Consider the following 12,708-nt stretch of genomic DNA (forward strand, 5'->3'; position numbering starts at 1 on the left):
TGGGGGGCTAGCGCAACCCGACCACTCGGTTACATTAACGCCCGTGTCCCCAATCTCCCTTTCCACCCCGGCCCGGCTGACGTCCGTGGCTACCGCGAAATTGCCCCGCCTGATCCTGCTGGGGCTGCTGCTGGCCTATATCGTGGCCGGCCTGTTCATGCGCGACCCCTGGAAAACGGACGATGCGGTCGGACTGGCGACCATGATCACGGCGATCCGCGAGGGCGGGCTGACCTGGCTGCTGCCGCAGGTGGGGCTGCTGGCCCACGCCGAGGAAGGTCCGCTGATCACCTGGGTGGGCGCGATCTGCATCTGGCTGTTCGGCCCGTTCATCGGCGACATCACGGCCGGCCGCCTGCCCAACCTGCTGTGGTTCGCCATCACCACCACCAGCGTGTGGTACGGCACCTATCTGCTGGGCCGGCGCGCCGAAGCCCAGCCGCTGGCGCTGCCCTTCGGCGGCGAACCCGAGCCGCGCGACTACGGCCGCATGCTGGCCGACGCCGCCCTGCTGCTATTGCTGGCCACGGTGGGCATTCTGCAGCGCACCCACGAAACCACCGTGGTGCCGGCCATCATGGCCTGGCAGGCGCTGGCCTTCTATTCGCTGGCGCGCAGCGTGGACCGTCCTTTCACGGGCTGCACCACGCTGGGCTTCGCGCTGGCCGCCAGCTTCCTGACCCGCGGCTGGGTGGGCGCGGTCCCTATCATGATCGGCGCGCTGCTGGCCTTCTACCCGCGCAGCCTGCTGTGGCAAAGCCGGCGCTGGCTGCCCTGGGCGGCGCTGGTGACCGCCGTGCTGATCCTGGCCTGGTGGATTCCGGCCAGCCAGGGCAGCGAATACTGGATCCGCAACTGGAAGACCTGGAACCTGGCGTCCTTCGCGCCGCCGTCCTGGCACGACATCGGCCGCACGCTGCGCGACCTGCCCTGGTATCTGTGGCCGACCTGGCCGCTGGCCCTGGTGGCGATCTGGCGCTGGCGTTCGTGGATCTACGCGCCGCACATCTGGCTGCCGCTGACGCTGCTGGCCTGCGCGACGCTGGTGCTGTTCGGCCTGGAAGAGGCCACCGACTCCGAATACGTGCTGCTCGCCGTCCCCTGCGCGGTGCTGGGCGCGTTTTCGCTGCCGACGCTGCGCCGCGGCGTGGTCAACACGCTGGACTGGTTCGCCGTGATGTGCTTTTCGCTGACCGCGGCCACCGTCTGGCTGGGCTGGGTCGCCCTGCACTTCCACTGGCCCGCGCAGATCTCGCGCAACATCGCCCGCCAGACCACCGGCTACGAGCCGGTCATCTCCTGGATCGCCTTCGCGCTGGGCGTGGCGTTCACGCTGGCCTGGATCGCGCTGGTGGTGTGGCGCCTGCGCGTCAAGCCGCAGGCGCTGTGGCGCGGCACCGTGCTGTCGGCCGGCGGGCTCACCGTGACCTGGATCCTGCTGGTGCTGCTGTGGCAGCCGGCGGTGGATTACGCGCGCAGCTACCGCACCGTCTCCGGCCAGCTGGCCCAGGCGCTGGAGCAGAACCTGCGCCCCGGCGAATGCGTGCGCGGGCTGAGCCTGGGCAGCGGCCAGCGCGCCTCGTTCCTGATCTTCAACAACCTCACCTTCACTTTCGACGCCAAGTGCACGGTGATCCTGCAGCAGACCAACAACCAGAGCCTGCGGGACAACACCGCCGCCTATAGCGAGGGCGCCGACGTGCTGTGGCAGGGCGGCCGGCGCGCGGACCGCCAGGAGGTGTTCCGCCTGCTGCGCATCGGTTCGAACCGATGACGCCGCCGACCGCCGCGCCGATGACTTTCGGCGCCACCCTGCGCGGCATCGCCAGGCAGGCCTGGCCGGTGCTGGTCAGCCAATGGGCCGGCATCTCCTTCGGGGTGCTGGACACGGCCATGACGGGCCATTCCAGCGCCAGCGACCTGGCGGCCATGGCCTTGTCCGCGTCCATCTACATCACCATCTTCGTCGGGCTGATGGGCGTCGTGCATGCGCTCATCCCCATCCTGGCGCAGCATTTCGGCGCCGGCCAGAACGCCGAAGTCGGCCGCAGCTGGGGCCAGGGCGTGTGGCTGGCGCTGGGCCTGTCCGTGGCCGGCGCCGCGCTGATGCTGTTCCCGGACATGTGGCTGTCCCTGTCGGGCGACGTCGATCCGGCGGTGCGCGAGCGCATCGCCGCCTATCTCCGGGCGCTGGTATTGGCCCTGCCCGCCGCGCTGGTGTTCCGCACAATCTACGCGCTGGGCACGGCGGTCTCGCGCCCCAAGCTGGTCATGGCGATCAACCTGACCGCCATCGGCTTCAAGGCCTTCTTCAACTGGCTGCTGATCTACGGCAACCTGGGGCTGCCGGCCATGGGCGCGGCCGGGGCCGGGCTGGCGACGGCGCTGGTTTCCTGGATCAGCCTGGGCCTGGGGCTGTGGGTCATCACCCACGACCGCTATTACCGGCGCTTCCAGCTGCGCGTGGGCAGGCCCGACTGGAAGACGCTCAAGGAGTTGCTGCGCCTGGGCCTGCCGATGGGCGGGTCGTATCTGGTCGAGGTCTCGGCCTTCACCTTCATGGCCCTGCTGGTGGCGCGCGAAGGCACTTTCGTGACCGGCGGCCACCAGATCATGTCGAACCTGGCCGCGCTGTGCTACATGATGCCCATGGCGCTGGGCGTGGCCACCGCCGCGCTGACGGCCCAGGCCATCGGCGCCGGCAATCTGGAGCACGCGCACCGCACCGGCATGGCCGGCCTGGCGCTGGGCCTGCTGGGCGCGCTGCTGACCGCCGCCGTGCTGCTGGCCGGTCGTCCGCTGATCCTGGCGGCCTACACCGACAATGCCGGCGTGGCCGCCGTCGCCACCACCCTGCTTGCCGTGCTGCCGCTATTCCACCTGTTCGACTCGATGCAATGCATCAACTCGTACCTGCTGCGCGCCTACAAGGTGGCGGTGGTGCCGCTGATCCTGCAGACGGTCGCGCTGGCCGGCGTGGGCCTGGCCGGCGGCTGGTGGTTCGGTTTCGGTCCGGGCCGCGGCGGCCTGGACGGCATCCGCGCCGTGCTGGTGCCCGGTTCGCCCCAGGGCGCCGGCAGCATGTGGCTCATGGCTATGGCCGGCCTGGGGCTGTCGGCGGCGCTGCTGCACTTCTGGTATCGGCGGATCGTGCGGCAGGTGCGGGGGTAGGATGGGTGCAGCGCGAGAGTTCTTGGGCAAGAACTCAACCATCGAGCGCGCGTAACCCATCGGCCGGCGACAGCCGGCGTTTGTCTCGTGCCACGAAAGGCGGCGGCTGGCGCCGCCTGATGGGTTTCGCGCGCTGGGTATTCGTGTTCTTGCTTAAAGACTCTCGCGCTCCACCCATCCTACTTCGGGCGTTTGTCGATGACGCGGCGGGCCTTGCCGGTCAGGGTGCGTTCCACGTGGCCGGCGTCCGACACCTGGATGCGCGCGCTGACCCCGATGTGGGTCTTGACGGCGTGCTGCAGCTGCTTGCCCAGGTTGGCGCGCTCGGCGTCGGACAGGGTCGAGAACTCGGCCCGCAGTTCGGTCAGGATCTCGAGCTCGTCCAGGTTGCCGGTGCGCGACAGCACCAGCTGGTAGTGCGGCGCCAGTTGGGCGATCTTGAGCACCAGTTCCTCGACCTGCGTGGGGAACATGTTCACGCCGCGCACGATCAGCATGTCGTCGCTGCGGCCGGTGATCTTGCCGATGCGGCGCATGCTGCGCGCCGTCGGCGGCAGCAGGCGGGTGAGATCGCGCGTGCGGTAGCGGATGATGGGCATCGCTTCCTTGGTGAGCGAGGTGAACACCAGTTCGCCCGGCTCGCCGTCGGCCACGGGCTCGCCCGTATCCGGATTGATGATCTCGGCGTAGAAATGGTCTTCCCAGACCACGGGGCCATCCTTGGTCTCGACGCATTCGCTCGCCACGCCGGGGCCCATCACTTCGGACAGGCCGTAGATGTCCACCGCGTCGATGCCGGCCTCGGTTTCGATGTCGGCGCGCATCTGGCCGGTCCAGGGCTCGGCGCCGAAGATGCCGATGCGCAGCGAGCTCTGGCGCGGGTCGATGCCCTGGCGGCGCTGCTCTTCGAGGATATTGCAGAAGTACGAGGGCGTGACCATGATGATGTCCGGACGGAAATCATTGATCAGCTGCACCTGCTTTTCGGTCTGGCCGCCGGACATCGGGATGACGGTGCAGCCCAGGCGTTCGGCGCCATAGTGCGCGCCCAGGCCGCCGGTGAACAGGCCGTAGCCGTAGGCCACGTGCACGGTGTCGCCGGGCTTGCCGCCGGCGGCGCGGATCGAGCGCGCCACCAGGTTGGCCCAGTTGTCCAGGTCGCCCTTGGTGTAGCCCACCACCGTCGGCTTGCCGGTGGTGCCGCTGGAAGCGTGGATGCGCGAGACGCGCTCGCGCGGCACGGCGAACATGCCGAAGGGATAGTTCTCGCGCAGTTCCTTCTTGGTGGTGAAGGGGAACTTGGAAATATCGGACAGCTGCTTGAGGTCGTCCGGATGCACGCCGGCCTCGTCGAAGGCCTTCTTGTAGTGCGGCACGTTCTCGTAGGCGTGCTTGAGCGACCACTTCAGCCGCTGCAGCTGCAAGGCGCGCAGCTCGTCCTCGCTGGCATGTTCGATGGGGTCCAGTCCCGGCTTGCTCATGGTGTTGGACATGGTTATCTCTCTCCTGAAATTCTCACTACGCCGGCCCGGCCGCATGCGCGCGGATACGCAAGCGCGCGTGCGGCCGGGCCGGCGGCCTCGTCTTTGGTTGGATGACGGCCTCAGGCGTCCGCGGGAGCGCCGACGATCTGGCCTTTGATTCGATAAGAGCGGCCGCGGAACAAGGCCACGTTGCGTCCCTCCTGGTTGGTGACGGTCACGTCATAGACGCCGGTGCGCCCTGCCAGCGAGCGCTCCTGCGCCACCGCGGTCAGCAGGTCGCCTTCGAAACCCGGGGCCAGGTAGTCGATGGTGCAGCCCGAGGCCACGGTGCTGACGTTGCGCGAATTGCAGGAGAACGCGAAGGCGCTGTCGGCCAGGGCGAAGATGAAGCCGCCGTGGCAGGTCTTGTGCCCGTTGAGCATGTCGGCGCGCACTCGCATGCTCAGCCGCGCGTAACCCGGCGCCATTTCTTCGACCTTCATGTCCAGGCCCTGCGAGGCGGCATCGCCGGCGTACATCACGGCGCCGACGGCCTGCGCAAGCTCCTGCGGATCGGTGGGCGCCTCGACGGCGGGTACGTGTGCGTTCATCATTGCCCCTTGAATTGCGGTTCGCGCTTGTTCAGGAAGGCGTCCACGCCCTCCGCGTAATCGGCGCTGCGCCCGAGTTCGCGCATCAGGTCGCGCTCCAGGTCCAGCTGGGTCGACAGATCGTTGGCCAGGCTGGCCTGGATGGCCCGCTTGGTGTATGCCAGCCCCTTGGTCGGGGCCTTGGAAAAGTGCTGCGCCAGGCGTTCCAGCGCGGCGTCGAATTCCTCGTCCGGCACGCATTGCCAGATCAGGCCCCAGTCCTGCGCCTGCTGCGCGCTGAGCTTGTCGCCCAGCATGGCCAGCCCCATGGCGCGGGCGCGGCCGACCAGGCGCGGCAGCACGAAGGTGCCGCCGGTGTCCGGGATCAGGCCCAGGCGGCAGAACGACTGGATGAAACTGGCCGAGGCCTTGGCGATGACGATGTCGCCGGCGAAAGCCAGGTTCGCGCCCGCCCCCGCCGCCACGCCGTTCACGCCCACCACCACCGGCATGGGCAGGGCATTGATGCGGCGCACCAGCGGCGCGTAGTACTTGTCGACGGTCTCGCCCAGGTCGGGCGGCGTGCCGTCGGCGGCGGGCCGGCGCTCGCTCAGGTCCTGCCCGGCGCAAAAGCCGCGGCCGGCGCCGGTCAGCACCAGCACGCGCGCGCCTTCCGCTTCCACGCGCGCCAGCGCGTCGGCCACTTCGCCGTGCATGTTGGCGGTGAAGCTGTTGAGTTTGTCGGGACGGTTCAGCGTCAGGCGCGCGATGCCGCCTGACAGGTCGAACTGGATATCTTGGTAGCTCATGTCGGTATCCATGGCGCGCACGCCAATAGCATCCAAATACGAAACACTAACGAATAACGAGGCGGTGCCCCCCCTGGGGGGGGAAGCGCGTAGCGCTCCGGGGGGGGAAGGGGAGATTAGATGTGTTTTCTCGTCTGCACGACCCGGAAGCGATTCGACACGAAAGCCGTATCGGACAGCGCCGCATTGGCCGCCGGGTTGGCGCCGGTGCCATGGAAATCGCTGAACGCGGCCGTCTGGTTCACGAACACCGCGCCCGTCAGGTTCAGCGACAGCGACACGCCCGAGACCTCGGCCGCGTCCTGCACCTGCTCGGCGACGGCGTCGCTGGTGGTGTAGGCCGACAGCGACAGCGCGCCGTGCTGGATGACGCTGTCGCGCGCCAGCTGGATGCTGTGGGCGGTGGAATCGGTGGCCACCACGAAGGCGATCGGGCCGAACCATTCCTGACTGATGGCGGCGTTGCCGGCTTCCGTGCGCAGCAGCAGCGGCGTGCGCACGCGGGCGTTCTCGAACTGCGGGTGCGTCAGCGCCTTGCTGTCGGCCACCACGGGCAGACCCAGCGCGCGCGCCTTTTCGATGCGCTCGACGATGCCTTCGTTCTGGATCGCGCCGGTCAGCTCGACGGCCTTGGCCGGGTCGGCGCCCAGCTTCTCGACCGCGGCGCCCAGGGCGGCCACGACGTCGTCGAAGCTGACGCGGCCTTCCGGCGTCTGGATGCCGTCGCGCGGCACGTAGATGTTCTGCGGCGCGGTGCACATCTGGCCCGAATACAGGGCCAGCGAGAACGCCAGGTTGCGGGCCACGCCCTTGAGGTCGTCGGTGGAGTCGATGATGACCTGGTTGACGCCGGCCTTCTCGGTGTAGACCAGCGCCTGGCGGGCGTTGTTCTCGAGCCAGTCGCCGTTGGCGGTGCTGCCGGTGAAGTCCACGATCTTGACGGCCGGGTCCAGCGCCAGCTTCTGCGCGGTGTCGTCGCCGGCTTCATGCGCGGCCAGTTGCACCACGTCGGGATCGAAGCCCGCTTCCTGCAGCACTTCGCGCGCCACCTTGACGGTGATGGCCAGCGGCAGGATCGCGCCGGGGTGCGGCTTGACGATCACGGTGTTGCCGGTGGCCAGGCTGGCGAACATGCCGGGGTAGCCGTTCCAGGTCGGGAAGGTGGAGCAGCCGATCACCAGCGCGACGCCGCGCGGCACCACGGTGAACTGCTTTTCCATGCGGATCGGTTCGTTCTTGCCCTGCGGCTTTTCCCAGACGGCCACGCCGGGGATGCGCGACATTTCCTGCCAGGCGTAGGTCACGGCTTCGAAGCCGCGGTCCTGCGCGTGCGGGCCGCCGGCCTGGAAGCCCATCATGAAGCCCTGGCCGGTGGTGTGCTGGACCGCGTAGGCGATCTGGAAGCTGAGCTTGTTCAGGCGGGCCAGGATTTCCAGCGACACACCGACCCAGGCGCGCGGGCCGGCGCGGCGCCAGTCCTCGAGCGCGCGCTTGGAGGCGGCGATGAGCTTGTCGGCGGGCACGCGCGGATAGGTGATGCCCAGGTCGAAGCCGTAAGGCGATTTTTCGCCGCCCACGACGCCGTCGGCGTCATGCAGGTTCAGCGGGAAAGGCTTGCCCTGCAACGCTTCGAAGGCGGCGCGGCCCTCGTCGTTGGCGGTCTCGCCATAGTTGCGGGGGCTGGGCGACTCGGCAAACGGGCTCCAGTAGCCGCGCAGCGCGGCCGCGGCCAGTGCCTGTTCCAGCAGGGGCTGATGGCGTTCGAAGAATTGTTGGGACACTGCGTCTCTCCAGATAAGTAGGTTTTTCTGCCTGGCGCGGGCCGGGTCAGGTTTCCTGGTCGAAGTCGATCACCAGGCGGTCGCTGACCGGAAAGCTCTGGCAGCTCAGGATGAAGCCGCGCGCCACTTCGTAGTCTTCCAGGGCGAAGTTGGCGTCCATGTCGACCTCGCCTTCGATCACCTTGCAGCGGCAGGTGGAACACACCCCGCCCTTGCACGAATACGGCAGCTCGATGCCCTGCGCCAGCGCCGAATCCAGCACGCTGTCTTTGTTCTTGTCGATGACGAACATGCGGCTGTGGCCGTCCTGCACCACCGTCACCTCGCACTGCCCCTTGCCCGGCGCCTGGCGGGCGTCGTGGCCGGTGCGCAGCGCGCGCGGCCCCTTGGGCGCGCCGAACAGTTCGAACTTGATGTTCGACTTCGGAATGCCGCGGGCCTGCAGCCGCTCGACCACGCTTTCGGTCATGGTCTGCGGACCGCACACAAAAGCGTAATCGATATCCTCGGGGCTCATCCAGGCCGACATCAGCTGGTCGACCTTGTCGCCGTCCAGGCGGCCGTTGAAGAGCTCGATGTCCTGGGTTTCGCGGCTCATGATGTAGACCAGCGAGAAGCGCTCCATATAGAGGTTCTTCAGGTCTTCGATCTCTTCGCGAAACAGCACCGCCGACGAGGCGCGGTTGCCGAAGAACAGCGTGAACTTGCTGTGGGGCTCGGTCGACAGCGCGGTCTTGACCAGCGAAAACACCGGCGTGATGCCGCTGCCCACGGCGAAGGCCACATAGTGGCGGCGGTTTCCGGGCGCGAAGTCGACGGTGAAGTTGCCGGCCGGGGCCATCACGTCCAGGGTCTGGCCGGGCTGCAGTTCGTGGTTGGCCCAGCTGGAAAATACGCCCTCGTCCACCTTTTTGATCGCCACGCGCAGCAGCTTGTCGTGCGGGGCCGAACAGATGGAATAGGAGCGGCGCTGTTCCTCGCCGTTGAGCTGCGTGCGCAGGGTCAGGTACTGGCCCGGCAGGAAGGCGAATTCGTCCGCCAGCGCCTCGGGCAGGTCGAAGGTCACGACGACCGCGTCGCGCGTGTTGCGCGCCACCGACGCCACCTTCAGGGAATGGAATTGATTCTGGCTCATTTCGAAACCGCTCTTAGTGAGTCTTGAAATAATCGAAGGGCTCGCGGCAGGAGACGCAGCGATACAGCGCCTTGCACGACGTGGAGCCGAAATTGCTCACCAGGCGCGTATCGCGCGACCCGCAGCGCGGGCAGGCGATCGCCGGGCCGGCCGCGCGGCGGCTGATGCCGGAGATGTCGACGGCGCGTTCGGCCGGCGCGGCGATGCCGTAGCCCTTGAGCGCCTGGCGCCCCTTCTCGCTCATCCAGTCGGTGGTCCAGGCCGGCGCCAGGCGGGTCTGCACCCGCACCTCGGCGATGCCGTGGCGCGCCAGCGTCCGTTCGATGTCCTGGGTGATCTCGCGCATGGCCGGACAGCCGGAATACGTGGGCGTGATGACCACGACACAGGCGTCGCCGTCCCAGGACACCTCGCGCACCACGCCCAGATCCACCACGGACAGCACGGGGATCTCCGGATCGGGGACCTCCTGCAGCCAGGCGTAGACCTGGTCGGCGGACACGGGCGCCAGCGCGTTCACCACTTGGCTCCCGGATAGGCGCGCGGCAGGAACTGCATTTCGGCCAGCACGTAGCCCAGTTCCTCGGTGTGCTTGCCCTGGCGTCCGCCGCGGTGCGCCGGATGGCCGGCGGCGGCTTCGTCGGGCACGGTCAGGGTGGCTTCTTCCAGCACTTCGCGCACGTGCGCCAGCCAGGGCTGGCGCAGCGAGGCCAGCTCACAGCCGATGCCGCGGGCCGCCACGTCCTGATCGACGGCGTCGTCGGTGAACAGCTCGCCGGTGAAACGCCAGGCGTCGTCGATGGCCGCCTGCATCTTGGCATGGCTTTCCGCCGTGCCGTCGCCCAGGCGCACCACCATGTCCGACGAGCGGCGCACGTGGTAGGTCACTTCCTTGATGGACTTGGCCGCGATGCCGGCGACGCGCTCGTCGCTCGACTGCTCCAGGCGCTGCAGCAGGAAGTAGTGCCAGACGTCGAACAGGAACTGGCGCGCCATGGTGTCGGCGTAATTGCCGTTGGGGCGCTCCACCAGCAGCACGTTGTGGAACTGGTGGGCGTCGCGCAGGTAGGCCAGCGCGTCTTCGTCGCGCCCGGCGCCTTCGACCTCGCCGGCCAGCGTCAGCCACATGCGGGCCTGGCCCAGCAGGTCCAGCGCGGTATTGGTCAGCGCCAGGTCTTCTTCCAGGATCGGGCCGTGGCCGGTCCAGGCGCCCAGGCGCTGCGACAGGATGAGCGAGGAATCGCCCAGCCGCAGCAGGTATTCAAACAGCGTCTTGTCCATGTCTGCCCCGCCGCCTTACATGTGCTTGATTTCTTCGGGCATCGGGAAGAACGTGGGATGCCGGTAGACCTTGCTGTTGGCCGGTTCGAACAAGGGGTCCTTGTCGCCCGGGCTGCTGGCCGAGATGTCGCTGGCGCGCACCACCCAGATGCTCAGCCCTTCGTTGCGGCGGGTGTAGACGTCGCGGGCGTGGTTGATCGCCATTTCGGCGTCGGGCGCGTGCAGGCTGCCGACGTGCTTGTGCGCCAGGCCGTGCTGGCTGCGGATGAACACTTCCCACAAAGGCCAGTCTTTGCTCATGATGGATATCCTCGAATGCCGGGCGCGCCCCGCGCGCACCGGTCTGCAATGATGGAGAGAGAGTCGCGGCCGCGAGACGGCCTAGGCGGCCTTGCGCTCGGCCTGCTTGTCGGCGTAGGCCACCAGGGCTTCGCGCACCCAGGCGCCGTCCTCGTGCGCCTTGACGCGCGCGGCCAGGCGTTCGCGGTTGCACGGGCCGTTGCCCTTGAGCACCGCGTAGAACTCGGCCCAGTCGATTTCGCCGAAGTCGTAGTGGCCGCGCTCGGCGTTCCACTTCAGCTCGGGATCGGGGATGGTCAGGCCCAGGTACTCGGCCTGCGGCACGGTCTGGTCCACCATCTTCTGGCGCAGCTCGTCGTTGGAGAAGAGCTTGATCTTCCAGGCCATGGACTGGGCGCTGTTGGGGGAGTCGGCATCAGAAGGGCCGAACATCATCAGCGCCGGCCACCACCAGCGGTTGAGCGAATCCTGCACCATCGCCTTCTGTTCCGGCGTGCCGTGCAGGCACATCTGCATCAGCAGGTCGTAGCCCTGGCGCTGGTGGAAGGATTCCTCCTTGCAGACGCGCACCATGGCGCGCGCGTACGGGCCGTAGGAACAGCGGCACAGCGGGATCTGGTTGATGATGGCCGAGCCGTCGACCAGCCAGCCGATCATGCCGATGTCGGCCCAGCTGAGCGTGGGGTAGTTGAAGATGCTGGAGTACTTGGCGCGGCCGGCGTGCAGGTCGTCGACCAGGTCGTCGCGCGACACGCCCAGGGTTTCGGCGGCGCTGTACAGATAGAGGCCGTGGCCGGCTTCGTCCTGGACCTTGGCCAGCAGGATGGCCTTGCGCTTGAGCGAAGGCGCGCGGGTGATCCAGTTGCCTTCGGGCAGCATGCCCACGATTTCGGAATGCGCGTGCTGGGAAATCTGGCGCACCAGGGTCTTGCGGTAGGCCTCGGGCATCCAGTCCTTGGCCTCGATGCGGATGCCGTCGTCGATGCGGCGCTGGAACGCCTGTTCCTGGCCTTCGAGCTGGTCCGCGGTCTTGACCTGCTTGACGCCGGTTTCGACGAGTTGTGCGTACATGTTTGTCTCCTTGAGGCAGTTTGCGAAAACGCAAAGCAAACGTTGCGCAATGCCGTCATGTCATAGGCGGATTATTTAATACAAAAAATCCATTGTCAAACTCAAATCTGTATCACATTGGATTTATGTATCATATTGCGGATACCGATATCGGCCGCCCGCGGCCCCCTCTAATGGCAAACCCTCAGTCGTCCCTGGAGCGCTTTCTTTCCCGTCTGATCAAGAACGATCCGCCGCGCGCGAAATCGCTCTGCGTCAGCCTGCTGGGAGACGCCCTGGCCCCGCACGGCGGCGCCATCTGGCTGGGCGACCTGATCGAACTGCTGGCGCCGCTGGGCATCAACGAGCGCCTGCTGCGCACCAGCGTGTTCCGGCTGGTTGCGCAGAACTGGCTGCAATCCGAACGCCACGGCCGGCGCAGCCTGTACCTGATTTCCGAACAGGGCCTGCGCCACACCGCGCACGCCTCCCAGCGCATCTACGAAGGCGCGCCTCAGGAATGGAACGGGGAATGGACGCTGGTGGCGCTGCCACGCACCGGCAACGGCCTGGCCGAGCGCGCGGAACTGCGCCGCGAACTGGTCTGGGAAGGGTTCGGCATGATCGCGCCGGGCCTCTTCGCCCATCCGCACACCGAGGCGAGCGCGGCGCACGACATCCTGGAAAAGCTGGGCATCCCCGACCGCGCGCTGGTGCTGTCGGCGCGCGACCTGGCCGGCGCCGGCGGCCTGCCCATAGCCAGCCTGGCCTCGCTCTGCTGGAACCTGGAAGACCTGGCCGAACAGTACCGGCAGTTCACCCGCAATTTCGGGCCGCTGGAAAAGCTGCTCGACGCCCCGCCCTCGCCCGCCGAGGCCTTCATCATCCGCGTCATGCTGCTGCACAATTGGCGCCGGATCGTGCTGCACGACCCCCAGCTGCCGGGCCCCATGCTGCCCGACGACTGGCCCGGCCACGCCGCCCGCGAGATCTGCGGACGCATCTACTGGCAGGTGTTCGACGCCTCGGAAGCGCACCTGGACGCCCTGGCCGGGCGCGACAACGAACGCTATACGCCGCTGACCGGCGAGGTCGAATCGCGCTTCGGCGGCCGTCCCGCCTGAGGCC

The 12,708-nt window shown here is 67.8% G+C and carries 12 protein-coding genes; 3 read left to right on the forward strand and 9 right to left on the reverse strand.

The features are described 5' to 3' along the window. The first annotated feature begins 43 nt into the window (after nt 1–43). Nucleotides 44–1,774: an ArnT family glycosyltransferase gene (locus AC1M14_RS19335; protein ID WP_102774838.1), complete on the forward strand. Its 1,731-nt coding sequence runs from the start codon at nt 44–46 to the stop codon at nt 1,772–1,774. Beyond that, nucleotides 1,771–3,171 (forward strand): MATE family efflux transporter, encoded by a 1,401-nt coding sequence (locus AC1M14_RS19340; RefSeq protein ID WP_102774839.1) that lies wholly within the window; start codon nt 1,771–1,773, stop codon nt 3,169–3,171. Before AC1M14_RS19335 ends, AC1M14_RS19340 begins: the two co-directional genes overlap by 4 nt. Nucleotides 3,172–3,350: 179 nt before the next feature. Here AC1M14_RS19340 and paaK read toward each other — a convergent pair whose 3' ends face one another. The 9 genes from paaK to paaA form a co-directional block, all read right to left on the reverse strand. Further along, complete coding sequence (gene paaK / locus AC1M14_RS19345; protein ID WP_102774840.1) at nt 3,351–4,664, reverse strand: phenylacetate--CoA ligase PaaK; 1,314 nt, start codon at nt 4,662–4,664, stop codon at nt 3,351–3,353. A gap of 110 nt (nt 4,665–4,774) precedes the next feature. Further along, nucleotides 4,775–5,245 (reverse strand): hydroxyphenylacetyl-CoA thioesterase PaaI, encoded by a 471-nt coding sequence (gene paaI, locus AC1M14_RS19350; RefSeq protein WP_102774841.1) that lies wholly within the window; start codon nt 5,243–5,245, stop codon nt 4,775–4,777. Continuing rightward, nucleotides 5,245–6,033 carry a 2-(1,2-epoxy-1,2-dihydrophenyl)acetyl-CoA isomerase PaaG gene (paaG, locus tag AC1M14_RS19355; protein ID WP_102774954.1) on the reverse strand — a complete coding sequence of 263 codons (789 nt, stop codon included), beginning with the start codon at nt 6,031–6,033 and terminating at the stop codon, nt 5,245–5,247. Before paaG ends, paaI begins: the two co-directional genes overlap by 1 nt. 116 nt (nt 6,034–6,149) lie before the next feature. Further along, on the reverse strand, nt 6,150–7,814 hold the full coding sequence (paaN, locus tag AC1M14_RS19360) for a phenylacetic acid degradation protein PaaN (protein WP_479730278.1): 1,665 nt from the start codon (nt 7,812–7,814) through the stop codon (nt 6,150–6,152). Between the two features lie 46 nt (nt 7,815–7,860). Continuing rightward, on the reverse strand, nt 7,861–8,949 hold the full coding sequence (gene paaE / locus AC1M14_RS19365) for a 1,2-phenylacetyl-CoA epoxidase subunit PaaE (protein ID WP_479730279.1): 1,089 nt from the start codon (nt 8,947–8,949) through the stop codon (nt 7,861–7,863). Between the two features lie 13 nt (nt 8,950–8,962). Beyond that, the gene (gene paaD, locus AC1M14_RS19370; protein WP_102774955.1) at nt 8,963–9,469 is read right to left on the reverse strand and encodes a 1,2-phenylacetyl-CoA epoxidase subunit PaaD; all 507 of its coding nucleotides are present in this window, start codon (nt 9,467–9,469) and stop codon (nt 8,963–8,965) included. After that, the gene (paaC, locus tag AC1M14_RS19375; RefSeq protein ID WP_102774844.1) at nt 9,466–10,230 is read right to left on the reverse strand and encodes a 1,2-phenylacetyl-CoA epoxidase subunit PaaC; all 765 of its coding nucleotides are present in this window, start codon (nt 10,228–10,230) and stop codon (nt 9,466–9,468) included. Before paaC ends, paaD begins: the two co-directional genes overlap by 4 nt. Before the next feature lie 15 nt (nt 10,231–10,245). After that, on the reverse strand, nt 10,246–10,530 hold the full coding sequence (gene paaB / locus AC1M14_RS19380) for a 1,2-phenylacetyl-CoA epoxidase subunit PaaB (RefSeq protein WP_006388300.1): 285 nt from the start codon (nt 10,528–10,530) through the stop codon (nt 10,246–10,248). 81 nt (nt 10,531–10,611) lie between these two features. Continuing rightward, nucleotides 10,612–11,601, reverse strand: a complete 990-nt coding sequence (gene paaA / locus AC1M14_RS19385; RefSeq protein ID WP_102774845.1) for a 1,2-phenylacetyl-CoA epoxidase subunit PaaA — start codon at nt 11,599–11,601, stop codon at nt 10,612–10,614. Between the two features lie 173 nt (nt 11,602–11,774). On the opposite strand from paaA, the gene paaX reads away from it, so the two are divergent. After that, the gene (gene paaX, locus AC1M14_RS19390) at nt 11,775–12,704 is read left to right on the forward strand and encodes a phenylacetic acid degradation operon negative regulatory protein PaaX (RefSeq protein WP_102774846.1); all 930 of its coding nucleotides are present in this window, start codon (nt 11,775–11,777) and stop codon (nt 12,702–12,704) included. The last annotated feature ends 4 nt before the right edge of the window (nt 12,705–12,708 follow it).

The sequence above is a fragment of the Achromobacter sp. SX5 genome (assembly GCF_056711425.1).